This window comes from Lysinibacillus sp. UBA5994 (assembly GCF_002429725.1).
Lineage (GTDB): Bacteria > Bacillota > Bacilli > Bacillales_A > Planococcaceae > Lysinibacillus > Lysinibacillus capsici.
In genome coordinates, this window is record NZ_DJAU01000056.1 from 314524 (window position 1) to 339351 (window position 24828).

Annotated in this window: 27 protein-coding genes, 1 pseudogene and 1 riboswitch; of the genes and pseudogenes, 16 read left to right on the forward strand and 12 right to left on the reverse strand. The window is 38.0% G+C overall.

All coding sequences use genetic code 11. The features are described 5' to 3' along the window. Nucleotides 1-129: 129 nt before the first annotated feature. Nucleotides 130-903 carry an IclR family transcriptional regulator gene (locus B3D98_RS17830; RefSeq protein ID WP_036077236.1) on the forward strand — a complete coding sequence of 258 codons (774 nt, stop codon included), beginning with the start codon at nt 130-132 and terminating at the stop codon, nt 901-903. Between the two features lie 27 nt (nt 904-930). On the opposite strand, the gene B3D98_RS17835 is transcribed toward B3D98_RS17830, so the two are convergent. Then, nucleotides 931-2130, reverse strand: a complete 1200-nt coding sequence (locus B3D98_RS17835) for an aminotransferase class V-fold PLP-dependent enzyme (RefSeq protein ID WP_115673304.1) — start codon at nt 2128-2130, stop codon at nt 931-933. A gap of 14 nt (nt 2131-2144) precedes the next feature. Then, a complete protein-coding gene (locus B3D98_RS17840) occupies nt 2145-3233 on the reverse strand; it encodes a M24 family metallopeptidase (protein ID WP_103118312.1) in 1089 nt (362 codons plus the stop codon). 292 nt (nt 3234-3525) lie between these two features. Here B3D98_RS17840 and B3D98_RS17845 point away from each other — a divergent pair, with 292 nt between their 5' ends. The 3 genes from B3D98_RS17845 to lepB all read left to right on the forward strand — a co-directional run bounded on the left by B3D98_RS17845 (nt 3526) and on the right by lepB (nt 5633). Continuing rightward, nucleotides 3526-4461 (forward strand): LCP family protein, encoded by a 936-nt coding sequence (locus tag B3D98_RS17845; protein ID WP_054550408.1) that lies wholly within the window; start codon nt 3526-3528, stop codon nt 4459-4461. Between the two features lie 351 nt (nt 4462-4812). After that, nucleotides 4813-4923 (forward strand): hypothetical protein, encoded by a 111-nt coding sequence (locus tag B3D98_RS17850; RefSeq protein ID WP_004230560.1) that lies wholly within the window; start codon nt 4813-4815, stop codon nt 4921-4923. A gap of 149 nt (nt 4924-5072) precedes the next feature. Beyond that, entirely contained in the window at nt 5073-5633 is a 561-nt protein-coding gene (gene lepB, locus B3D98_RS17855) for a signal peptidase I (protein ID WP_048392477.1), read from the forward strand. Nucleotides 5634-5669: 36 nt separating this feature from the next. Here lepB and B3D98_RS17860 read toward each other — a convergent pair whose 3' ends face one another. Continuing rightward, nucleotides 5670-5873 (reverse strand): hypothetical protein, encoded by a 204-nt coding sequence (locus tag B3D98_RS17860; RefSeq protein ID WP_036218669.1) that lies wholly within the window; start codon nt 5871-5873, stop codon nt 5670-5672. Between the two features lie 159 nt (nt 5874-6032). Then, nucleotides 6033-6132, forward strand: a riboswitch (purine riboswitch). Between the two features lie 74 nt (nt 6133-6206). Here B3D98_RS17860 and B3D98_RS17865 point away from each other — a divergent pair. Together B3D98_RS17865 and B3D98_RS17870 are read left to right on the forward strand one after the other, a co-directional pair. Beyond that, nucleotides 6207-7397 carry an MFS transporter gene (locus B3D98_RS17865; protein ID WP_009370354.1) on the forward strand — a complete coding sequence of 397 codons (1191 nt, stop codon included), beginning with the start codon at nt 6207-6209 and terminating at the stop codon, nt 7395-7397. Between the two features lie 253 nt (nt 7398-7650). After that, a complete protein-coding gene (locus B3D98_RS17870; RefSeq protein WP_115673301.1) occupies nt 7651-10257 on the forward strand; it encodes a cation-translocating P-type ATPase in 2607 nt (868 codons plus the stop codon). A 49-nt stretch (nt 10258-10306) separates the two neighbouring features. On the opposite strand, the gene B3D98_RS17875 is transcribed toward B3D98_RS17870, so the two are convergent. Continuing rightward, nucleotides 10307-10789, reverse strand: coding sequence for a DUF3231 family protein (locus B3D98_RS17875; protein WP_048392480.1), 483 nt, complete (start codon nt 10787-10789; stop codon nt 10307-10309). 97 nt (nt 10790-10886) lie between these two features. After that, the gene (locus B3D98_RS17880; protein ID WP_349679724.1) at nt 10887-11543 is read right to left on the reverse strand and encodes a cupin domain-containing protein; all 657 of its coding nucleotides are present in this window, start codon (nt 11541-11543) and stop codon (nt 10887-10889) included. 239 nt (nt 11544-11782) lie between these two features. Between B3D98_RS17880 and B3D98_RS17885 the strand changes: the two genes are divergently transcribed. From B3D98_RS17885 to B3D98_RS17900, 4 genes are read left to right on the forward strand one after another with little or no spacing between them, the layout of a single operon-like run. Next, nucleotides 11783-12004: a transcriptional regulator gene (locus B3D98_RS17885; protein WP_048392481.1), complete on the forward strand. Its 222-nt coding sequence runs from the start codon at nt 11783-11785 to the stop codon at nt 12002-12004. Then, nucleotides 12001-13260, forward strand: coding sequence for a DNA polymerase thumb domain-containing protein (locus B3D98_RS17890; RefSeq protein ID WP_131521427.1), 1260 nt, complete (start codon nt 12001-12003; stop codon nt 13258-13260). The genes B3D98_RS17885 and B3D98_RS17890 overlap by 4 nt, the downstream gene beginning before the upstream one ends. 12 nt (nt 13261-13272) lie before the next feature. Further along, nucleotides 13273-13608 (forward strand): YolD-like family protein, encoded by a 336-nt coding sequence (locus B3D98_RS17895; RefSeq protein ID WP_009370357.1) that lies wholly within the window; start codon nt 13273-13275, stop codon nt 13606-13608. Then, entirely contained in the window at nt 13592-13945 is a 354-nt protein-coding gene (locus B3D98_RS17900) for a hypothetical protein (RefSeq protein WP_009370358.1), read from the forward strand. The genes B3D98_RS17895 and B3D98_RS17900 overlap by 17 nt, the downstream gene beginning before the upstream one ends. A 61-nt stretch (nt 13946-14006) precedes the next feature. Here B3D98_RS17900 and B3D98_RS17905 read toward each other — a convergent pair whose 3' ends face one another. The 5 genes from B3D98_RS17905 to B3D98_RS17925 all read right to left on the reverse strand — a co-directional run bounded on the left by B3D98_RS17905 (nt 14007) and on the right by B3D98_RS17925 (nt 16764). Further along, nucleotides 14007-14747 (reverse strand): hypothetical protein, encoded by a 741-nt coding sequence (locus B3D98_RS17905; RefSeq protein WP_054550404.1) that lies wholly within the window; start codon nt 14745-14747, stop codon nt 14007-14009. 206 nt (nt 14748-14953) lie between these two features. Then, the gene (locus B3D98_RS17910) at nt 14954-15430 is read right to left on the reverse strand and encodes a GNAT family N-acetyltransferase (protein WP_048392488.1); all 477 of its coding nucleotides are present in this window, start codon (nt 15428-15430) and stop codon (nt 14954-14956) included. A gap of 87 nt (nt 15431-15517) precedes the next feature. Next, entirely contained in the window at nt 15518-15802 is a 285-nt protein-coding gene (locus B3D98_RS17915; RefSeq protein ID WP_036076476.1) for a hypothetical protein, read from the reverse strand. Nucleotides 15803-16162: 360 nt separating this feature from the next. Next, the gene (locus B3D98_RS17920) at nt 16163-16288 is read right to left on the reverse strand and encodes a YjcZ family sporulation protein (RefSeq protein WP_103118307.1); all 126 of its coding nucleotides are present in this window, start codon (nt 16286-16288) and stop codon (nt 16163-16165) included. 251 nt (nt 16289-16539) lie between these two features. After that, nucleotides 16540-16764 carry a hypothetical protein gene (locus tag B3D98_RS17925; protein WP_004224247.1) on the reverse strand — a complete coding sequence of 75 codons (225 nt, stop codon included), beginning with the start codon at nt 16762-16764 and terminating at the stop codon, nt 16540-16542. 199 nt (nt 16765-16963) lie between these two features. Here B3D98_RS17925 and B3D98_RS17930 point away from each other — a divergent pair, with 199 nt between their 5' ends. Further along, nucleotides 16964-17944, forward strand: a complete 981-nt coding sequence (locus B3D98_RS17930; protein ID WP_259951136.1) for a DUF2268 domain-containing protein — start codon at nt 16964-16966, stop codon at nt 17942-17944. Nucleotides 17945-18432: 488 nt separating this feature from the next. Here B3D98_RS17930 and B3D98_RS17935 read toward each other — a convergent pair whose 3' ends face one another. Further along, nucleotides 18433-19419: an SDR family oxidoreductase gene (locus B3D98_RS17935; RefSeq protein ID WP_036076497.1), complete on the reverse strand. Its 987-nt coding sequence runs from the start codon at nt 19417-19419 to the stop codon at nt 18433-18435. Nucleotides 19420-19511: 92 nt separating this feature from the next. On the opposite strand from B3D98_RS17935, the gene B3D98_RS17940 reads away from it, so the two are divergent. Continuing rightward, nucleotides 19512-19682 carry a hypothetical protein gene (locus B3D98_RS17940; RefSeq protein ID WP_167444824.1) on the forward strand — a complete coding sequence of 57 codons (171 nt, stop codon included), beginning with the start codon at nt 19512-19514 and terminating at the stop codon, nt 19680-19682. Between the two features lie 68 nt (nt 19683-19750). On the opposite strand, the gene B3D98_RS17945 is transcribed toward B3D98_RS17940, so the two are convergent. After that, nucleotides 19751-21307: an S-layer homology domain-containing protein gene (locus B3D98_RS17945; RefSeq protein WP_288584884.1), complete on the reverse strand. Its 1557-nt coding sequence runs from the start codon at nt 21305-21307 to the stop codon at nt 19751-19753. Nucleotides 21308-21405: 98 nt separating this feature from the next. Here B3D98_RS17945 and B3D98_RS21690 point away from each other — a divergent pair. From B3D98_RS21690 to B3D98_RS17960, 4 genes and pseudogenes are all read left to right on the forward strand, one after another. Continuing rightward, a pseudogene (locus tag B3D98_RS21690) lies at nt 21406-21672 on the forward strand (isochorismatase family protein); the annotation flags it as partial. A 54-nt stretch (nt 21673-21726) separates the two neighbouring features. Beyond that, nucleotides 21727-22449 carry an SDR family NAD(P)-dependent oxidoreductase gene (locus B3D98_RS17950; RefSeq protein ID WP_288584886.1) on the forward strand — a complete coding sequence of 241 codons (723 nt, stop codon included), beginning with the start codon at nt 21727-21729 and terminating at the stop codon, nt 22447-22449. 336 nt (nt 22450-22785) lie between these two features. Further along, nucleotides 22786-23334 carry a hypothetical protein gene (locus tag B3D98_RS17955; protein ID WP_036076496.1) on the forward strand — a complete coding sequence of 183 codons (549 nt, stop codon included), beginning with the start codon at nt 22786-22788 and terminating at the stop codon, nt 23332-23334. Between the two features lie 370 nt (nt 23335-23704). After that, complete coding sequence (locus B3D98_RS17960; protein ID WP_288584889.1) at nt 23705-24766, forward strand: suppressor of fused domain protein; 1062 nt, start codon at nt 23705-23707, stop codon at nt 24764-24766. Nucleotides 24767-24828: the final 62 nt, after the last annotated feature.

Below are 24828 nucleotides of genomic sequence, written 5' to 3' on the forward strand. Positions count from 1 at the left end.
ATATGAACTGCTTGAAATGAAATAGTTCATTTAAAATCTAATTGTAAAATAGTTGAATTTATTGAAAATTGTCCGTCTTCATTTTATAATCAAAATACGGTTCTATTATAGAGACATTTGAGGTGTGAAATGACATTAAAAACATTAGATAACTCATTGGAGGTACTGAAATATTTTAATAAGGAAAATCCTACATGGGGTGTTCGTGAGCTAGCAAAAGAGATGGATATTAGTCACTCCATTATTTATCGGATTTTAGCAACCTTCGAAAAACAAGGCTTTCTTATTCAAAATCCTGAGACAAAAAAATATGAATTAGGGCTTCGCTTTCTAGAATATGGCCAGATGGTTAAAGATAAATTAAATCTTTCTGACTTTGTTTTACCAATTATGATCAACCTTGCAGATACCATCAAAGAATCCGTATTTTTAACATGGCTGGATGGAACAGATGGTGTCACAGTAGAAATAGCTGAGAGCTCTCAAACCATTAAGTTTTCAGTGTCGATTGGCACGCGGACACCACTACATATCGGGGCATCTTGTAAAGTCATCATGGCGTATCTACCTGAAGAGAGAAAAAAGGAGATCATGGAGCATGGGATGAAAAGATTAACTCCTGAAACCATTACTGACCCTGATGAAATGTTAGCCGATTTAGAAAAAATACAACAGCAAGGCTGGTGCTTTTCAACAGGAGAGTACTCTCATTCAGTATTTGGGCTAGGTGTACCTCTTTTTAATAGTAAAAAAGAAGTCATTGCCTCTTTAACAATTGCTGGCCCTATTTATCGTAAGCCAACAGAGGAGAAATTACCTGATATGGTCAATGTTCTTCAATATGGTGCGATGAATATTCAACGGTATTTCGATCAATACAGCTTTAAATTATATCATGAATAAGCATGAAAAAGAGGCACAAGATAGACATTAACTATCTTGAGCCTTTGCTTGGATTTTTTTCATGATGGATACGGCCTTGTCAATTTCTTCAAACGTATTAAAATAGTGTGGTGAAAAACGGGCCATTTTAGAAATTTGATTGCGTTCCATAATGGTATTCGCCATAAATGTTCCAGCTTCAATGATGACCCCATGCTCTGCTAAAGCATTGGTTAGCTCATCTGGTGACAGCCCTTCAATGTTAAACGGCGTAATCGATAATCGATGAGCACTATTTTGAGGACCATATAAGACAATGCCTGGAATGGTTGCAAGCTGTTCAATTAAATAGTTTGTTAGCTGCTTTACACGATCATATATGTGATGGATACCGATATTGTTCGCATAATCAATAGCTGCCCCTAAGCCGAAAATACTTGGAATGATCGGACAACCTGGCTCAAAACGTTTAGCTGTTTCTAAAAAAGAATAGGCATTGTTCTGATAATCCCACTGGGTGCTGCCCCAGCCAATCATAATAGGCGTCAATGTTGGAATGAGTGCTTCTCGTACATATAAAATACCTGATCCTTCAGGGCCGCGTAGCCATTTCCGCCCACTAGCAACTAGAAAGTCACAGCCAAGTTCGGCAACATTAATGGGTGTTAAACCAAGTGTTTGATTGGCATTCATCAATGTTAGTACATGGTGTTGCTGGGCTAGCTGACATATTTCTTTGGCAGGCTGGAGTGCCCCAGCAGCGTTAGACATATGGGCAAAGGCAATTAATTTTGTTTGTGGTGTGATGAGTTGTTCAAGTGCATATAAATCTACCATATATTCATCATTGGTTTTTAACACTTTCAGCTGAACCCCTTGTTGCTGAAGGGCAAGCCAAGGCACATAGTTACTCAACATTTCTGTGTCGAGCACTATGACCTCATCTCCCTGTTTCCATTGCAAGCCACCTGCGACATAATTAATCGCCACTGAACCGTTTGGCACAAAGGCAATCTCCTCTTTTGTTGCGCCGATGAACAATGCTGCTTTTTCTCGAATACGCTCTACTTGCGCATACGTTTCTTGACGAAAAGAGGGCAAGTAGGGACCAATACTTGCTTGTTTTTGGAGATAGCTAGTCATTTCATCCACTACTGGCTGTGGCATGGCAGATGCAGCAGCTGTGTTTAGATAAATATAGTGTTCAAGTAGCGGCATATCCTGTTGTATTTTCCTCATATCGATCATTGTACACACCAACCTTATAAAATGATTAATTCTTTCGAATAGGTCATTAAATTTTCGTAACCATTTTCTGTGACGATTAAATTATCCTCGATACGAACACCACCAACATCCTGCACATAGATACCTGGCTCCACGGTAAAGGCCATGCCTGGCTTTAACACTAGCTGATTACGCTGCATCATATAAGGCTCTTCATGTGCACTTAAACCAATGCCATGGCCAAGTCGGTGTGTGAAAGAATTGCCATAGCCGGCATCGCGAATAATGTCTCTGGCTAGATCATCAATGGCATGAGCTGTCATACCTGGTTTTATGGCTGCTATGGCTGTTTCATTTGCTTGCTTCACAATGCTATAAATTGTTTTGAGCGTTGGAGAAACTTCTCCTAAAGCAACTGTTCTAGTCATATCCGCCACATAGCCCTTATAAATCGCGCCAAAATCTATGACGATTAATTCACCTGTCTCTATTTTCTTTGTGCTCGCTCTACCATGAGGAAGTGCCCCTCGATAACCAGAAGCAACAATGGTTCCAAAAGGTGTTCCCTCTGATCCACGTCGTCTCATTTCATATTCTAATTGGGCTGCGACTTCCATCTCTGAAATACCAGCTTGAATAATCGGTAATGTGGCTGCAAGACTTTCTTCGACGATCTGTACAGCCTGACGCATGAGGGCTATTTCGTGTTCATCTTTTTCCATACGTATATCACGAATGGTTTCACCGATATTACATAAAGTGTCATATGTAAGGTTTTCGATAGCTTTCTGTTCCTTCACGCGCATGGTGTCAAACTCAATGGCAAGTGTCTGCGCTGTTCCTAGTTCTTTTTTTAGTTGCTGGATGGCCTGTGACGGTCCTTCCTCATCCGAATAGGATAGGATTGTCCCTCCATTACCCAAGTCAACTTTTGTTAATTCTACTTGTGGAACGAGAAAGTATAATTGATGATGAGCAGTAATAGCGACTACTGTTAGGCGTTCACTTTGCTTTAACTGAAGACCTGTAAAATAATACATGTTTGACCCTGGCACTAGCACTGCTACATCAATTGACTGTTGCTGCATACGGGAAACGAGCTGCTCTCTTCTTTTTTGAAACATTGAGTGATTCCTCCTAAAAACGTTTCTATTATAGAGACGTTGTATCTGAAAAATAGTATATATCAACAATAATGAATTTTCAATAAATTAAGATAGCACCATTTTGATAGAGGGCAATGAATGTAAAAGGAAGATAATTGACAAATGAGGGAATAGTATGTTGTAAATTTAGTAAATACTAGTGTACGTCTTTTTTTCGTTCATTATGCATATAAGTAGACTAGATAAACTTTTTTCCAACTTAATACGTCAAAAAGAGGGGCAAAATTGTTAAGCAAGAAAGGACTTATGTATGGAAAAAAACATGAAACGCTCAAAAGAGAAAAAGAGCAAGAAAAAATTATGGCTGTGGATTGTTGGTAGCCTATTAGCAATTTTTTTAATTTTTATAGGTACTGCCTACTTTACCATCCAAAAAACTATGAATAAAATAAATACACCACTTATTCAAACAACAGATGCAGCACAACCAGAAGAAAAAACAGTGATTAAAAAAGATCCCTTTTCGGTTCTAATGCTTGGGGTCGATGAACGTAAAGATGATAGTGGACGTTCCGATACCATGATTGTAATCACTGTAAATCCTGAAAAGCAGACGATGAAAATGCTTAGTATACCCCGTGATACTCGAACAGAAATCGTTGGTCATGATACGGTAGATAAGATTAATCATGCCTATGCCTTTGGAGGCGTCCCTATGGCTGTGGATACGGTCGAAAATTTTTTAGATATACCCATTGATTATTATGTATTTATTAATATGGAGGGCTTTTTACAAATTATTGACACGCTGGGTGGCGTAACAATCGATAATGATATGGATTTAACCTTTGACGAATACCATTATCCAAAGGGAGAAATCACATTAGATGGTAATGAGGCCCTTATTTTTTCTCGTATTCGTTATGAAGATCCTCGAGGTGATTTTGGACGCCAAATTCGACAACGTCAAATCATTGAAGCGGTGATGAAAAAAGCCTCCACACCATCAACATTATTAAAAGCAACTGATATGTTGAATGTACTAGGCGACAATGTTCGCATGAACTTTTCGGTGAAGGACCTTATTCAGCTGCAAAGTATTTATAAAAAAATGGATAAGGATATTGAGCAGTTATCGTTCGAACAGGGAGACGGTGAAAGGATTAACCGCATTTGGTACTATATTCCGAATGAGGCAGAGCTTCAAAAAATACAAACAGATTTAAAAAACCATTTACAAAAGTAAGTAAGCAAGTTGCTTACAAATGTCGCATACTAGTTGTAAACTTTTTGGCCACGAAGGGAGGGAGATGAATGAATGGGAGGACCCAGGTGCTGAGGTATACAGCGCTGAATCATTGCATGCAAAGCTATGTACCTAAACGTAAAGTGCGAAAAAATCCAGTCCAATCAGCAATAAGAGGCCTACAAGTATTATGTTTAAAATTATTTATGTAAGGGATAAAAAATCATTCAGGTAGGGTGCATGCCTAGTTGAATGATTTTTTTGCTGTTATTCATCATTTTTCGATATTTCTTGAAATATCAGAAAATTAAGTGTATACTGACATTAGAAATGGTTAAAGGAGTGATTGTGATGATTGTAGGCACAATTTTATTAGCATTTGCATTACCAGTGGGTATCGTATTAGCAGTAGATTTATTAAACGAGCAGCATCACTCTGCTACACAAACTAACCATTCATAACGTTGAAACAGTAAAATATCAATTTCTAGACAATGTTACTTTGTAGCCTTGTCTATTTTTCTATGAATAGGAAACAATTTGTGTGATTCATTCGTCAATAATAGTGAGAAAATGTTATACTATTAAAAAAACAGTATCGGGGAATGAGCATGCAAGCGGAAAAAACATCCAATCTTAAAAAAGAAATATTATCCTACATCAAAATTATTGTCATTACAGCTGTTGTTGTTTTTGGCTGTAAGCAATTCTTATTTGCGCCGATTAAAGTACAGGGAGCATCTATGTATCCAACTTATCACGATAAGGATATTATTATTGTAAGCAAAACAAGTAAAATTGAGCGTTTTGATCAAATTGTTTTCCAATCTCCTGTCGAAGATGAGTTATATATTAAACGTGTCATCGGTCTTCCAGGGGATAAAGTGGAAATGAAAGATGATGTATTGTACGTCAATGGCAAAGCATATAAAGAAGATTATGTGAACCGTCAAACGGATGATCCTAATCAATTACGCATTACGGAAAACTTTACATTGGAACAATTAGTGAATGAAAAAGAAGTGCCAGAGGGCATGTATTTTGTGCTTGGTGACAATCGCCTAAAAAGTAGTGACAGTCGCCATTATGGTTTAATTTCAGAGGATGCTGTATATGGTGAATCGAAATTAATACTATATCCATTTAGTCATTTTCATATTGGCTCAAAATGATGAAAAAAGAGGTCACTCCATTGAGTAGCCTCTTTTTTATTGTTGGGGTAAATCGGTACAGCTTTTATAAGTGGGATAATAGACACAAATCCTTGAATTTTCAACGGTTTCCTTGATGGGCGATGGCTTACTTTTCATGGGAGATTGCATTGCTGGTTCTTCATTTGTGAACGCTTCTTCTACTAATTCTACGCCATAAAATAGTATTAAAAAATAGCAGACAAATCCTACTATACGCAAACAATCACCTCGTAAAATAGTTATTGTATGTTTATATATATGGTCAAATTCGTCGAAATATAAGCAGAAAATCGAAATTTTCTCTTGCCCAAAAGATTTTTAGAGGCAATGAATTCTATGAAAAAAGCTATTGTCAATGAAATTTTGATGTGCTACTATAGCTAAAGTAAATATTTGATCTGTATAACCTCAATAATATGGATTGAGGGTCTCTACCAGGAACCATAAAATCCTGACTACAAAACTTTGCTTCATTTTTGTAGTCAGGATTTTTTTAGTTTGTTTTAAAACAATCTCCTACAAAAATGAACGTGTATCGAAGGGGAGATTACGATGAATTGGAGAGTTTATATTCTTGCTGTGACTACCTTTGCAGTAGGGTTAGTTGAATTAATTGTTGGTGGAATCCTGCCAAATATTGCAGAGGATTTAGATGTGTCTTTAGCGACAGCGGGACAATTAATTACTATTTTTGCACTTGTTTATGCGATTTCTGCGCCTGTCCTACTATCCTTGACAGCCAAGGTGGAACGCAAGCGCTTATTCCTTATTTCTTTATTTATTTTTACGTTAGGAAATCTAATGACCTTCTTTAGTACAACGTTTATCATTGTGCTAATCGCACGTATTTTCACAGCTATGAGTACAGCGTTAGTGATTGTTTTATCATTAACGATTACAACTAAAATCGTAGAGCCTCGCCATCGTGCTAAAGCACTGGGGCTTGTTTTTATGGGGGTAAGTTCTGCGCTGGTGATCGGTGTGCCAATGGGTATTTTTATTACAGAAGCGTTTGGCTGGCGAGCTGTATTTTTAGGTATTAGTATCCTATCAACGATTTCAATGATATTAATTGCTTTATTACTTGAAAAAATGCCAATTGGAGAAGTAGTGCCACTCAAGGCGCAAATTAAATCGCTGGCGAATTTAAAAATCCTGACAGCACAGTTAACTACCCTATTTATGCTAGCGGGCCATTACATGCTCTACGCCTATTTAACACCATTTTTAGTAGAGGCATTTGATATGAATGCTTCATGGATTAGTATTTGTTACTTAATTTTTGGTATTGCCTCTGTTAGTGGAAATGCTGTAGGTGGATGGGTGAGTGATAAAATTGGCACAAGTAAAGCCATTATTTTAATTGTCTCAGCTTTTGCCATTGTCTTATTTAGTATTCCTTATACAATTATTGCCCTTCCACTGTTTTTAGTATTTACGGTTTTATGGGGTGCGTTGAGCTGGGCACTGACACCGCCATTACAAAATTACTTAATTCAGGCGGATCCTCAATCATCGGATATTCAGCAAAGCTTAAATACAGCTGCCCTGCAAATTGGTATTTCTATCGGATCAGCAGTTGGTGGCGCAATGTTTGCTTGGACAGGTTCTGTTATGCACCTAGCTAGCTTTGGTACGATTCTAGTTCTTTGTGCATTAGGCTGCGCGATCTTTTCTATTAAAAGGGCACCTCTTGGACAGGAGCAGCACGTAGATTATCAGTCAGCACATCATCATTCATAATCGAACGATAGCCCTGAAAGGTATTGGGAAAGCCATCCCAATACCTTTTTAATTGGTTTGCATGAATCTATTTTCGTACACTTCCTAAAATTAAATTCTCTATGGTTTCTTAGCATACTCTAATTACCTATGGAATAGATTGTTGTAGTTAATGAATTTACAGATTTGAGGAGTTTGAGATTTTAAGAGCGAATATTATTTTTAAGAAAAATAGTAGGAGACTTTCAAATCTTGTAAATGGAAGGAGAACTCAATGACTGAATATCATCAACAATCAACTGCTGAAGTCATGAAGATATTGAACGTCACCACGCAAGGTTTGACTGATGATGACGTCCAAAAGAGGCAACAAGTCTATGGCTATAATGTATTAGAGGAAGGGAAAAAGACAAGTACGTTGGCTGTTTTTATGGGCCAATTCAAAGATTTATTGGTCATCATTTTACTCGTTGCTGCCTTCGTTTCCTTTCTACTAGGAGAAGTAGAAAGCACCATTGTGATCATGATCGTGGTTATTTTAAATGCCATTTTAGGTACAGTGCAGCATGTGAAGGCTGAACAATCATTAGATAATCTAAAAGCATTGACCTCTCCCATTGCCAAGGTCATGCGTCATAATCAACTAGTAGAAATTCCTTCTGAAGAAATTGTAGTAGGGGACCTTCTGATGTTGGAGGCGGGAGATTATATTAATGCGGATGGAAGACTACTAGAAAGCCATAATTTACACATCAACGAAAGCTCTCTTACAGGCGAATCAATTGCTGTGGCAAAAAGTACAGACCCCATTCGGAAGCAGAATATCACCATTGCGGATAAGAAAAATATGGTGTACTCAGGAAGCTTTGTGACCAATGGACGTGGCATCGTGATGGTTACGGCAATTGGGATGCAGACGGAAATCGGAAAAATTGCGAATTTACTCGATACAGCAAAGGAAAAGAAAACGCCATTACAAATTAGTCTCGATCAATTCGGTGAAAAATTAGCCTTAGGGATTACGCTGATTTGTTTAGCAATCTTTACGATTGATCTTATCCGAGGACGAGCCTTAGTAGAATCCTTTATGTTTGCTGTATCTCTTGCTGTGGCGGCTATCCCTGAGGCTTTAAGTTCTATCGTGACCATCGTATTAGCTTTTGGCACCCAAAAGATGGCAAAGGAAAATGCGATCATCCGCAAGCTTTATGCTGTGGAAAGCTTGGGGAGTGTATCGGTCATCTGTTCTGATAAAACAGGTACTTTAACAGAAAATAAAATGGTGGTACAGGAAGTTTTTGTGGACCAGAAGAAAATTCCTCATGATTGGCTCAATCCAGTAAATCCAGTGGAAAAAGAACTAATGGTAAAAGCGCTTTTATGTAGTGACGCTGTCGAGCGTGACCACAAAGAAATTGGTGATCCTACAGAAATTGCGCTCGTGAAATTGGGGAAACAGTATGGGTTAGATGAATTGAAGATACGTGAGCAATATCCACGATTGGCTGAAATTCCATTTGATTCGACGAGGAAGCTTATGAGCACTGTCAATCAGATGGACAAGCAGCCCATCATGATTACCAAAGGGGCTCTGGATGTACTCTTACCAAAAGTGACACGAATCAAAACATCAACAGGTATTTTTGAGATAACCCCGCAGCATCGCCAGAAAATCGAGGCGGTGAATCGTGATTTTTCTATGAATGGTTTAAGGGTGTTAGCCATTGCTTATAAGGAGGTATTGCCTCTACAAAAAGTCGATCCACGAGCGGAACGAGATTTAATCTTTGTCGGCTTAGTAGCGATGATGGACCCTCCAAGAAAAGAGTCGAAAGAGGCTGTGGAAAGCTGTATAAAGGCAGGTATTAAACCCGTCATGATTACAGGAGACCATAAAATTACAGCAACCGCGATTGCCGAACAAATTGGTATTTTGCAAAATCCAGCTGAAGCTATAGAGGGACATGCGCTCGAAGGCTTAACTGATCAAGAGCTGCAAGAGAAAGTACAGGATTATTCTGTTTATGCCCGTGTTACACCAGCCCAAAAAATTCGAATTGTTAAAGCATGGCAGGATAAAGGACATGTGGTTGCCATGACAGGAGACGGTGTCAATGATGGACCTGCTTTGAAGCAAGCAGATATTGGGGTGGCTATGGGCGTAACAGGCACAGAGGTTGCAAAAGATGCCTCATCCATGATTTTAACGGATGACAATTTTTCAACAATTGTTAAAGCAATCGCCAATGGCCGTAGCATCTATACAAATATTAAAAATGCCATTCTGTTCTTATTATCTGGAAATGCAGGCGCTATTTTTGTCGTGTTATATGCAACGGTTCTGGGCTTACCTGTTCCTTTTGCACCTGTCCATCTTCTATTCATCAACTTATTAACAGATAGTCTGCCTGCTATTGCCATCGGTTTAGAGCCAAATAATAAGAAAACAATGAAGGACAAGCCTAGAAACATTCATACTCCTTTATTAAATAAAAAATTTACCACACAAGTTGTGCTTGAAGGGATATTAATCGCCATCTCCACCATTATTGCGTTTCAAATCGGTTTATCGACAGGCGATACGTTAACAGCAAGCACGATGGCCTTTACAACACTATGCCTGTCAAGGTTAGTGCATGGCTTTAATTCTCGATCCAAACAATCCATCTTTGCGATTGGTGTATTTTCGAATAAATATACGTGGTTCGCCTTTATCATTGGTGTGCTAAGTTTACACATGGTCTTATTTATGCCGATGCTTACAACGGTCTTTGAGGTAGCTCCATTAACACCAGCACAGCTAGGCTTTATTTATAGCCTATCGGTGTTACCATTCCTAGTCAATCAATGGTATAAGCTACTGTTCGTGAGAAATCGATAAAGATTAAAAAAAAGAAGCTTCCGTTAGTTATTAAAACGGAGGCTTCTTTTTAGTGTGTAGAGGCTAATAACCAGCCTTTACTCTTACTTAGGTCAATCAATCTCGCTCCAAGTAGCGCATAACGCATATGGAGTTCACTATATTTGGTTAGATGTGTTTTCTTTACTGCCAGCTCTAAAGCTTGGCTTACGGCAATCAAAGAAGAGGCAATATTCATCGATAAAATAGCACTTATTTCGCCATCATTAATGAAAGATTTCCCACGAATATCCGTTATTTTCATTTTACTGTATTCTATTGATGCTGTTGGTGCCAGCACACCGTTTTCCTTTAATAGCAGTGTTAGCTGTTTATTTTCCTCTTTTAAACATTGAATAAATTCCAATGTAAGGATTTTTAAGTTTTTATCACGCGTATGCTTAAAAAAAGCATGACTGGAAGCAATATAGCCTTGATTGATCCCAAGCTGTGACCAAAGCTTGAAAACCTCCTTAAATCGTAGCGATGCTAGATTTTCATTTATCATTGTCATCCTGACACTTCCTAACTCTTAGGTTGATTTAAGATTAGGATGTAGCAGTAAATGACATTCTATTCATCTTTTACAATAAAAAATGTATAAGAGGTCGCTAATAGTAGGTGCCATAAGGGTACATAGGAGGGTAACGATAGGGATAAGGATATGGACATGGTTTCATATATTGCTGTGGCATGGTTGGTTTATAAGGGGCTTGATCGGTTGCTGATTGGACACGATTGCAGCCTTTTGCTGGTCCGATATAAGTCGTAGGAACAATCGGTGCAATCGTTTTCTTCCATTGTTCTTCATCTAAACAATACGTATGGGCCATAATATTGGCTGGTGTGAATTTTAAGATATCAGAGCCTAAAATGACCTCTGGCGTTGGCGCATCAAAAATAGCAAGTAGATGCGTGTCATCTTCTGTGGCTACTTCATAATGCCACCAGCCCTGTGGTACATTCGCAACCTGCCCAGGCTTGATAGGATAGTTTTGAATTTTCTTGGTAAAGGGATTCAATATAGAAACCGTTGCTGCTCCTGCAATACAATAGACAAGCTCTGCAGCATTTTGATGGTAATGTGGCTCGATGACATTGTCTTTACTTAAAAAAATATCAAGCAAAGATGTATTTTCTAATGTATTTAATTGTTCCACACCGAGAATATTAATGTAATTTCGGGAGTCTTTTTTAAAAAGCGTACTTTTATTGACATCAAAAGTGAACGCTGCAGAAGGGGAGTTATAATCGATATTTGAGCTGATACTTACATCCTTTCTCATATAAATTGAGCTATTCATCATCATAGATTATGTTTTAGGTACTTCTAGACTTACACAAATGCCTAGCTACAGTCAGCCTCTGTCTGGAAAAAAATTAGCTAAAATTACCACTTCTATTTCAGAACATACGTGCGTATAATAAAAACACAAACGTTTGTTCTTAGTTATCAAAAACTCTGTTCAACATGAACGCAAACAGAGTCAGTAAAGGAGCATTCAACATGAAAGAACAGTTGATAAAAGCCATGCATCGTCACCAAATCGTTCACATGATGTATATAGCGAAATCAGGTGCCATTACGAAAAGGCGCGTGAAAATCATCCACATTAAAGGTGATTCCTTTACCGCCTTTTGTTTTACAAGGCTAGCGAAGCGTACGTTTCATATTAACAATGTTCTAGCACTTCTGCCCATTCTCCAACGGGAGTCTGAGGTGATATGAATTACAACGACTTCCCACAGAAAGATATTTTTTGTATTGATATGAAGTGCTTTTATGCAAGCTGTATTGCCATGCTAGAAGGGCTAGATGTGCTGACAGATCCAATTGCTATCATCGGTAATTTTGAACAACCTGGTAGTATTGTGCTGGCTGCATCACCAGTGATGAAAGAAAAATTTAACATTAAAACAGGGAATCGGCGTTATGAAATTCCCAAACATCCAGATATTAAGTTGTTTGAACCAAAAATGTCCTTTTTTCTAGAGATGTCCATGGCCATTACGCGTCTGATTGCACAATATGTCCCTCCAGAGGCGATCCATGTTTATAGTGTGGATGAAAGCTTTATAGATCTAACAGGTACGGAGCAACTTTGGGGTTCGCCTGAACAGGTAGCCAAATTGATCCAGGAAGACATCTATGAAAAGTTTCGCATTCCGTCCGCCATTGGCATGGGACCAAACATGTTGATGGCTAAATTAGCATTAGATTTAGAGGCAAAAAAAACAGGCTTTGCCAAATGGACCTATGCCGATGTCCCAACAAAGCTTTGGCCAGTGCGTCCTTTATCTGATATGTGGGGGATTGGGAAACAGATGGCAGCCAATTTAAATGCGATGGGCATTCAAACAGTCGGTGGATTAGCCCATGCCGATTTAGCCGAATTAGAAAAGCGCTTTGGTATTATGGGTAATCAATACTATTACCATGCATGGGGCATTGATCTCTCCACATTAGGTGAGCCATTGGTGAACAATGCGGCATTAAGCTTTGGGAAGGGCCAAATGCTCATGAAGGATTATCACACACGAAAGGATATTGCAGTTGTACTCCTAGAAATGTGTGAGGATGTGATGCGACGTACACGGGAAGCAGGCTATGTCGGGCGGACTGTTAGCTTGGGGCTCTCTTACAGTCGCAATGCGATGACGAAGGGGTTCCATCGCTCAAGAACCATCGAAAGTCCAACCAATGAGACCCTTGTTATGTATCAGACTTGTCTGGACTTACTAGATGAGCATTTTGCGGGTGAGCCAGCGCGTCAATTATCTGTTAGACTGACAAATTTAGAGGCAGAGCGTAGTATTCAGCTTGATTTATTTGATGAGCGTAAGGACCAGCGACAGGTCATTGGTCATGTCATGGATGCGATTCGTAGAAAATATGGAGTGGTGGCCTTATTACGCGCAGCCTCCTATACCAGCGCTGGTACAGCTATTTCACGGAATCGCTTAGTGGGCGGGCATTTAGCATAAGGAGTGGAAAAAATGATAAGAGATAGAGGAACGATGAAATGGACAGCGATGATGCTACCAGAGCATTTAATGCTTTTGAAGGCATGGAAACAAGAGGTGTTGACAGAGTTGCCTCGGGAACATGCTGAATGGGAGCTTGAAGAATTACAGCAAATAATCACACAAGCATTCACACAGCATAACTATATTATGTTAACTATATGGGAACATGGTAACTATGTGCAATGGGGAGGTACCATTCAAGCGATGAACGAGGACCAGCTGCTACTAGAAACCATTACCACAACGAAGCACATCCCGTTAAGATACATTTATGCTGCTCGTATAGAAGATGATGGATGTGATTAATGGAGAGCAACGACGATTATTACATCAATATTTGCTGCTTGATTTAGCTGTGAAATCCTTACAGCACGATCTAACAGTGGCGGAGCATTTTAAGATGAAGCGTGTATTTTTACCTGCTATGGATGCTTTATTAAAGCAGCTACACAAAGATTATTTTCAATTAAAACGTCAGCTCGCCCAACAAAAAATACGATTAGTTGGCTGGCATCGAATTGATGATTATTTTAGTGATGTGCAGGTGGCTACCGCAGGCAATGATGAGGTACTACGCTATGCCAATCAAGCGTTAAAAACACAAGTCGAAGAGCTAATGAATAAACATTTACACAATGCCTAGGCTTACGTCTACGACGAAAAAGCCAAAAGCTGATGACAGGAGTGGTCAGCTTTTGGCGGCTTTATTTCTCGATAGGTTTCACATCAATTTGCTCAACAAGAAACTCATTGTTAGTACGATTAAATTGATAGGTAATACGAACATCGGCTACATAAATAGGTGAGATGCCAATCGATCCAGGGATGTTTAACATTATTTTTTGATTTTCTACTGTATAAATAACCACACCACCGAAAGCAAGTTGCGCTTGCTTGATATCTGGTGCTGGATCAAAGTCATAATCAAATGTAGATTCTTTTCCCTGTGCTTTCATCGTAATCGCTAATGTGCCATCATCTTTTTTCGTAATCGTTGATTCAATAGTATGTGCAACGATGTCTTCATAATGTTGGACATTCATCTCCGATAAATCCTCTCCATTTACCACATGAATCTCATAGTGATTGAGGCCTGTCCCTCGTCCAGTTTGGATAATAATAGCAGCCTCTTCCTTATGATCATTTGTCAGATCTGTATAGAATAACTGAGGTTTAGTTCCTGTATCAGGGATTGTCCAGTCAAAATTTTTCCGCTTACCATCAATATCTAAAGTTACCTCTGTAATTTCATTTTGTGCTTCATTTCGTGCAAATAATTTCACCTTCTCATCATCGGAAACGGCGATCAATGGAGCCTCATGCTGTATCTCAAGCTGTGATGAGACCTGTTCAGCAGGGGTGTTTACTGTCTCGTTTGGAACAGTAACACTACATCCAGCTAGTAGAGAAATTCCTAATAACCATAGCCACATCTCTTTTTTCACTGTCTAGAGCCACCTTTTCTATAGCTAATTGACTTTATTATACTGTATAAACATGCCCCATAGCAGTTGAATTCGTGAAGGAAAAGCTTATATGCCATGGAGTGGAGGTGTAACAATGAAATTCTTAGAGATGGTAGGGGAAAATAGAATTCCATTGTTTGTAAGGTACGTCTCGCATTTTGAAAAGCAAATGAGTGACGATTTCTTTACAATGGCAAATTCATAACGATTTGTTCACCAATAGGTCCCATTCTTCTTTCTCCATGATCCATAAAGCCCACTTTGACATATAAATTCTGTGCAGCTATATTTTTATGATTGACGACTAACACTACTTCATTACATTCTTTAAACTCCTGCTTCACAAAATCAGCAAGTGCAGACATAGCCTTTTTAGCATAGCCCCTACCTTGCTGCTGATGGTCGATGGACAGGGCAGTTAGTAACATTGCCTGAGGATTACTAGAATATTGTTGGACTCTGTCCGTTGCATGAAGCACAAAAAAGCCGACAGGTACGCCACCACTTAAAATCACAATTGGATACTGTCCGACCTTCTCGATTGAAATCTCTTGAGGAAGTGCCGTAAATTGGTGTTGTTCTTCAGGTAATTCAAAACGATTTAACTGCTCTACATAGCTTTCAGAGAAATGTACTAACTCAATATTCGTTGTTTCTTGCATAAAAAAGCCCCCTTTTCTAATAGTTTAACTATAGAACAAACGTTCGTCAAGGAGGCTTGTATTAAAATAATGTGGGGGTAGGTCATTTTAACTTAAAAGGGTACCAAAAAGTAAAATAAAAGAAATACTAATCATCACAATAAGTGTAATGACCATTGTTAAAATTCCTCGAAGCAAGGTCGTTAAATTTTTAACATTTTTCATACCGACCAGGCTTAGGTAGAAACAGGCAATAGACAAGAGTAGTGTCAACAGTAATGGATGGAAATGAAGATAGGTGTCAAAGAAGTCTTTCATTGAACCTGATAGAAAAAATAATAGAATACAGCCCAAAGATAAGATAAATGACCAGAGATTTAAATTAATTCCCATTGTTTTCCTCCTTCCTATAAAAACGAATTTGTTGTAGGAATGTTCCGATGATTCCGCTTGATAGGGAAAAGGAGAAACTAAATGTGTGTTGCTAGAACAGGGTCACTCGGACGAAAGTGACCCCAAGTACCAAAAGGAGTGTAAAGTAAAGTTACAAGAACTTTACACTACTATTATTATGTGAAGCTAGCGGTTTAAGATAGTTATCTATCTAAATTACTAACTTTTAATTGTGAGTAAAAATAAATGAGCTAGAAAAAAACGAAAAGGGGAGGAGATTTGAATAGCTGTGGTAGCGATTCATGGTAAAAAGGCTTTAGCTTCTGTAATGGAACAGAGGCTAAAGCCTAAGACGATCAATTAACACATGAAGCTAGCACCAACGATAATAAGAAGGATGAATAGTACAACAATAAGCACGAATGTAGAGCTATTGCCGCTTCCATTGTCCCCGCCACAGTAATTATTGAAATTACAGTAACTCATGAAACACACCTCCTTTCTTTCTTTCTTTTAAAGTATGTATTGGACAAAAGGGGGGTATTAGCGAGTAGAGAAAAAATGAGTTGTCCCTTCATTCGGGAATAAAGCGGTGCAAGCTTTACTTTATTATTATGATGGAATAGTAGCTTGAGTTAGTTGTTAGCCTGTATAGCATCAAGAATAATGAAACAAATACTACTAATTGTTTTGGTATTCAACACGATGTAAAAAAACATCCGTTCTAGGATGTTTTTTTAGTATAACGGCTGCTGCGTATGACAAGGGGGGAAGCCGTTCACATCATGAATCATATGAAGGTCGTATTGCTTTAAGGCAAATTGACTTTGATACAAATATTCAAGAACAAGCAGTTTTCCTCCTGATACGCCACAGAGGACACCAGAAGTTCCTTGACCATTTGTAAAAGAAACACCAACAGGCTGACCGATTAAATACGGAATTTTATGTTGCCAAGGCACAATAGCCACTCCTTTCACTATAATATATGAAAGGCGTGGCTAGAGGTTCTTACCTTCACAAAATCATACACGCTGTTTGTGGAGATGCTAACTAAATACTGACAAATCAATCATTCTTTCATTACTATTTTTATGGTAATATAAGTTATATATGGGGTTATAAAGAATTTTTAGTTATTAACGATTGGGAGGAGAATGGATGAAATTTAAAAAGGGAATCACCTTTATTCTAGGTCTCTTACTACTTATGCTTGCTGCCTGTACACCAACAGAAAAAAGTGAGAGCCAACTTCATGAGAAAAAGCAAATAACAGATGATGAAGAGATGGTGTTCTCATTTGAGCACCCTCAAACCAAACAAAAATACAAAATCATTCATGCCAATCAACTGTTTTATCCGTATATGGAAAAGGTCAAAGAGAATCCGAATCTTTCAAGCTCGGAAACTCTGGATCTGTATAAAAAGGAAGTTATTCAACCGATCTACCAGGATTGTTTTGAAAATGGGGAATATTATCATATGGCAGAAACTCTGCTTAATACGGTTCCTAGCAGGCTAACAGAAATACAAATGGTGAGTGAAAAAATGGAGACGCATAAAGCAGAAATCAATCAACTCATTCAAGAATCGCTATTGAAATCCGCAGACCTCTTACCCTCTCAAAGCGATGTAGCTGTTTGTGTATTCCCTTCAGCAACCAATAATAGAATACCCTTCGCAGTAGGAGCGGGCAAAATCATCCTCCCGCTTTATCTAAATGTTTTGGATGATGGTATAAAGTCAACTGTTGCTCACGAATACCATCACAGCGTTTGGGCGGAAAAATATTTCAATAAAGATGTCGGAGCTTCGGTATTGGATAGTATCGTCTTTGAAGGAAAAGCGGTCATGTTTGAAAAAAACGTTTATCCTGACTACGGCTATACAGCAAAGAATGTAACTTACAACAAGGAATTATGGTCTAAAGTAGAACCTGATTTACATAAGTACGACAGTAATCGTACCTCAGACATCTTATATGGTGGAAAAGGGTTACCGAAAAATTATGGTTACAGTGAAGGCTATAAGATGGTTAAAAACTATCTTGACTTGCATCCTGAACAAACACCAGAGGATTGGACAGCCTTAAGTGCACAAGAAATTTTCGAAGAAGGAAAATACTTGGAACACTATCAATAACTATTTTGGTGACACTTATTTGTGAAAGTTCAAAATTAAAGAGCACTTTTACCTGATTACAACATGAACTAGTAAAACATGCAGCATAATGATAGGACTTTCTCAATCGAAAAAACAAACAATAAGTCACTACGGTTTTAAATCGCAGTGGCTTATGTAATGCCGCACAGTCCTATTAGGATGATTGGAATGAGGAGGACCTTCCCAAGAACAATGCAACGGCTTTTAATGAATTAAAACTTGGGGAAATCTCCAACTAAACAGAGTATGTAAAAAGGGATAGCATTGTACAAAAACATCTTGGGGGCGATGTTAAAGGTGCTATCCCGAAATTAATGTATGTGAAAGAACTTATAAACATTACCACTGTAAGTAAATTGAAAAGTAATTGAAATAAGGGTGTAAAGCTTTTATTATAGGTATAATCCTAGGCATCATATTTTCATTTAATAGAAAATTTTTAGTACATATTTTAAATATAATGTCGATTATGAATTGGTTGATTCGCCACCATCTACATGCAAGACTTGCCCTGTAACATGCCTCGAATCATCTGATGCTAAATAGACAAAAGTAGGGGCGACTTCAAAGGGCTGAGCCATTCGGTTAAATAAATTAGTTCCATGTAAGGCGTTTTCATCAGAGGAAAAGCTAGAAGGAATAAGTGGTGTCCAAATACGGCCAGGGGCTATCGCGTTGACACGAATCTGTTTTTTGGCAACGCTTTTAGCTAGGGAACGAGTCCAGCCTACGATAGCCGCCTTTGTAGCAGAATAATCGATGAGTAAAGGTTCTCCAGCATAAGCCACAACGGAGGCAGTGCCAATAATGGAGCTTCCTGCTCGTAAATAAGGGAGAGCGGCTTTTGTCGTATAGAAGTGAGCATATACATTTAATTTAAAGGTTTCATCAAACTGTTCATCCGTGATGTCTGTCAGCTCATTTTGCTGAAATTGAATCCCAACATGGTTACATAAAATATCCAATTGACCAAAAGTGTTCATCGTTTCGGAAACAATGTCTACACATTGTTTTTTAAAGCGAAGATCTCCAGGAAGCAGCAGACATTTTTGTCCTAATTCTTCAACTCTTTTTTTCGTTCTTAGCGCATCTTCATGCTCATCTAGATAAGCAATGGCCACATCGGCCTCTTCTTTCGCAAAGGCAATGGCAGCAGCTGCACCCATCCCGCTATCACCCCCAGTAATAAGCGCAACTTTTCCCTTTAATTTACCACTCCCTTTATAATGAGGATTTTCTATGATGGGCTTAGGAACCATTAAGCTTTCCAATCCTGGTTGGCGTAATTGTCTTTGTTCAGGTTGAGTAAGTGGCACTTCTTTATATTGCGTAATCTTCCCATAGACAGGATATTGCGGGTATGGATCTTCCTTTTTATTGTCCTCAAACCACTTTTGATAAAAGTGGATTTGTGCTAATAATTCACGATAGTCCTTGTCATTCGGATTAGTAATAACCAATCCCTCCTTTTCAACATATACTATGAAAGCTTAGCTTTTTGTGTTAAACATCCAAACAAGCCGTGAAGGAAACAGGAGGACTGAAAATGGAGGTTGAATTTTTCCCAGAAGTTACGCGATTATTAGAAAATGAAGCGTCTACACTTGAGATCCATTATTTGAATGACACCTGGTTAACACCAACCATTGGCGTAAGACCACCTTATTATAGCTACCCAATCTACGAGTCATATTATCCGATTTGGGACAATGAATAAACTGTAAACGAAGAAGCCATCTGATGCTGAAAAAACAACACCAGATGGCTTCTTTATTTATAAGAATATTAATAATTTTTAATCTCTTCGAAAGTCCCGAACGTTGCATCCCGTAGATTAATTGTACCATATATATTTTTCTTCCCATCAATCACTAGCACCTTTGGATGCATGTATTGTCTGGGAATACTTGATTTTTGTCCGTCCGTTTTGTGGAATGCTAAAATTTGTTGCAATGTCACATCATCGGTATACGTAAATCCACCGAAATCATCATTATAGGTATGAAAAGGTACCGGCCGAATGATAGGTAAATAATAAAATGTACGGTCTTTTAGTACTTTTCCTTCAAATAGAACATCTCCATTATTTGTTACTGTGTAACGCTTATCACCGATATGATTCATGGCATCTGTATCAGATACCATCACACCTTGATAGTCGAAATAATATCGATAATGCACCGTCTTGGGTGTTCTTATAATTTCTTCATTTTTCATAGATAATACATTTCCATTGATTGTATGCTCTATTATGCCAGAATCACTGTTTATGAAATACATGGATATACCTTGTTTATCTAAATATCCTGCTTCTGATCCATATTCTTTTCCTGTATCTAATAATTTGTAATGCGCATCTGTAAAACTATGCATTAAGAAAAGGTTCATATTGATATATCCATGTTGACCTGGAATGTATTTTTTTACAATGGAGAAAGCATTTGATTGCATAAATTGATTTCTTAGCTGTAATCGTGATTCGTGAGGGCGACCAAAAAGGCTAGTCCCTTCAATTAGCACTTCTTCGTCGATGGCAAAGTTACCATCATAGCGTGCATAAATATGAAGAAGAGAATTAGAAAAGGACACATGTAAATGGGATTTATTGATCGTTGTTACATTTGAAATTTTTTGAAATCCTAGCTCTTCAGCTGTTTTTTCAAAATGAATAACATGGTGATTGCGCTCTATTAATTTGATTGTTCTTGATAAAAAAGAAGCAAACTGCACACGTGTCACACTGTTTTTGGGATTGAAAGTATCTACATTGGAAATGCCTAAAGCATTAAGTGCCTCTATATAGGGTCTAGCTTCTTTATTTGCTTTCTGTATATCCACTACATCACTTTGCAAATCATAGGCATAGTCAATCAATGAATAGTTTCGGGCTAATACCATAAGTCGGTTTAACGTTAGTGCCATTTGTTCTCGTGTCATGTGATTATATGGATTTAGGCGTCCATTTTCTCCTTTAAAGATGCCATTATCGTAAAGTAAAGTTGAATACTTTAGCAATTCACGATCCTTCACACGAAGGGGCATATCCATAAAACGATCCATTTCCTCCCAATTTTTATCAACCTTCGCTATGCCGTTCTGTTCGATATATCGTCCCATCATTACGACAACTTGACCACGAGTAATCGTCGTGTTTGGGGAAAAAGTTGTCGGTGTTGTTCCCTTAATAATATTTCTTTTTGTTAGATCCTGTACTTCTTGTTGCATTTGATTCGGCAGTTTTTTTATATCATCAAAGCCACTTGCAGAGACAGAAATGTGATTCATTAAAAAAACGAAACAGAATAAAACGAACATTATTGTATAAATAAGCTTTCTTTTCATCTTTCACCTGCTTTAACCAATATCCACAAAATGATAGCATGTTTAAACAGATAAATTCTATTGGTAATGAATAACAAATATAAAGTAACCCAGAGCTAACTAGATTTATAAATGCTACTGGTATTAAAGAAATAATTATTGTTGGTTTATTTGCAGAAGGCTGTGTAACTGCAACTACTTTAGGTTCTCTTCACAATAATTTTCATACGACAATCGTAAAAGAGACAGTGGCAAGTTCAAGTGATAAAAAGAGATTAATAGCATTAAATACGTTAAGATCAAATAAGGTGAAAGTTATTCATTCTTTTCAGTTAGTAGCGATAATTTTGAAAGGCAGAAATTCCTTTCACTTAAGAATATATTGATCGGCAACAAGCTACAGGTTTTCATTACATTTTGTCATGAGAAAGGATGGTAATATGAGTAGGAATTTTATTATCTTTGGAGCTAGCCAAGGATTGGGAGATGCATTTGTTAAGGGGTTACCTGCCAAAGGAGATACAGTATGGATGGTAGCACGAACGAGACCCAATAGTTTAGAGCTAAATGATGGAGTAAATCGTCACTGGTTATCCATTGATCTGTCTAGTCAACAACAAATTTCCACTTTAAAAGAAGTGTTACAAGGCATTCCGCTCGATGTATTAATTTATAATGTGGGTGTATGGGAAAAGCATGGTTTTGAAGATGATTATACATTTGATAAGGATGAAGTAGAGGATATTTCGAAATTAATCAATATCAATCTAACTTCTACTATTACATATATTCAGGCACTTTTACCCAACTTAAGACAAGCGAAGCAGGGAAAGGTTATTTTAATTGGATCTACAGCAGGCTTAGATCACACAAACAATGCACAAGTTTCATTTGTCACATCTAAATTCGGCGTAAGGGGCATTACAAATGCACTACGTGAACATTTAAGGAAAGATAAAATTTCTGTCACATGCATTAATCCTGGTGAACTGGCAGCAGAAGTACCCTATGAAGAAGGAGCGGAAAAAGCCATTCATTTATATGAAGGTACACGAATCCCCGTACAAGATATTGTCTCTCTTGTGCAATGTGTAATTAATCTATCAGCAGTCTCCTGTGTAAAAGAAATTAATGTCCCAGCCATAACGGATTTAAATGCATGATTACTCAGTGAACGCTACTCAAAATTGAGTAGCGTCTTTTAATAAAAAGGACAAATAGATTCCTTACCTTAGAAAAAATTTTCACGATCCCTTCACACATAACACTACAATTAGGCTCATATAAATAAAGGTAGTAAAAAAATCAACATCCTTTCATCGTCATAACCAATTCTAAAAATACTTCCAGCCTATTAAATCTTAAGAAAATCTTCAGGTTCTACTAGGAAATATTTAAGATTCGCTGTGTATAATTATAAAAAAAGGAAATTAACGAAACCATTTGAAGATTTAAAACGTATTGGTAGTAGGAGAGAGAATATTGAAGTAGGTGAAGATATGGCACATACGATTTACATAGTATTAACCAAAACAGGGACGTTATTATCAAAAGCGATCGGCATGTATACGGGCAAGGAGATGAATCATGCATCCATAGCCTTTGATGAGGGGCTATTTGAAATGTATAGCTTTGGTCGAAGGCAATTGAACAATCCGTTAAGTGGGGGCTTTTTACGAGAGGATGCAGAAAGAGGGCTATTTGAGTGTGCGGATTGTGTTATTTATCGCTGTCGTATATCACATTATCAATATTTAGACATGATGAAAATTGTCCGTTATATGTACTGGAATCGAGATCGCTATAAATATAATTTTATCGGACTTTTTGGTGTGGTGATGCAAAAGGAAGTGAGACGTGAGCGTGCTTATTTTTGTTCCCAGTTTGTAGCGACGCTACTAAAGGTGGGAGGGCTAAAAATATATCAAAACCCAGCATTAATGACGCCTCATTGCCTAGCGCAATTACCGTATTTAGAGAAAGTATTTGCAGGGAAATTGGCAGATTATTTACAAACGGTTCGTGAGCCAGCTATGCTATATGGTTAAGATGCACTACCTGACGTTTAAATAGTAAAATAGACACTCATGCGACAATCTTCTATTTTGTAAGAGGATTGTCTTTTTATCTTTCAGCGAAAAACACCCTTCTTTATCGGTGGTGCGATAAATGTACAAATTGTACTTTTTGCTTCAATGGTGTCCCAATACTTTTCGAGCAAGCCGAAAAAAATGAACGCAATTACGCTAAGGCGTCATCAATATTAGTCATATTTACCCCATATAGAATGTCAATAAACCTAGTTGCTGGAAATTGGAAAATGAGTCCTATTCCTGTTAAAAGAGTCACCATAAAATTGCTATCATAAATAATAGATACGTACGTTCTACGAGTGATATCAGCAAGGAGGATATGGAAATGAGTGATGAAATAGCAGCAGTTGGCTGGGATGCGATTGATCAGGCATTAGCACAGGTATATGGTGAGCAGGAGCCAAAGCATTATGGAACTTTGATTCCCTATTCACTGGGAGGACAAGATCCTTTAGATGGAATTAGTGTTTATAAAAGCGAAACATCCATTCCGCATTGGCATTTTGTTACATATGGCTTCTCGGAACTATATGAAAAGGAATTTGAAAACAAGGACTATAGTGGATATGGATTTGAATTAACATTTCGACTAGTACGTCAACTAGATGAGGAAGAGCCACCTGCCTGGGCATTGAATTTACTACAGAATATGGGCAGATATGTGTTTAATAGTGGTAATGTTTTTAGAGCGGGAGATTATTTGGATGCAAATGGTCCGATTTGCCTCGATGCCGACACACAATTAACGGCACTAGCCTTTACACATGATCCAGAGCTTGCTGAAATCGATACACCAAATGGCAAGATGGAGTTTATCCAAATGGTCGGTATTTCAGAGGATGAGTTAGAAGCGATGCAGACATGGAATACACTTGGTGTACTACAGGCTGGCATGAAGCAAATACCAAGCTATACTACGGATTTAACAAGAACTTCTCTCCTACAAAATCCTGAAGTTGCCGAGGCAGTTGTGCGAGGAATGGAAGAAGATGGCTCTAATACGGGGTTTCTTTTCGTAGATCAACTTGCTTGGGAAGTAGAAAAAAAGAGCTGGTTTAACAAACCGTCTAATGTTGTTCAACTTGGAGCAAAGCAAGCAGCTGTCATTAGTAAATTATTACGTGGACGTATTCTGAAAGATAAAGATCTTACCTTAGTCGGTCAACAAATAACGATAATATTTAAAGCAGGCCCTCAAATAGGCTATTCAGAGAATGGTCAAGAGATTACGATCACATTGAACAAGGCAGCGGTAGAAGAATTAAGTCAGAGGCTGATACCGCAAGAAAGTCAATTCACTATTTCTTCTTTAGCTGGTGTAAGTTTTCAAATTTTGAAGACACATATTAAAAATCAAGAAGGAGCGGTTGTGAAAACAATCGGATAAGATGGATCTCTCGCTAAGGCTTTAGCGGGAGATTTTTCTCTAACCATAGAAAGGGAGGATGT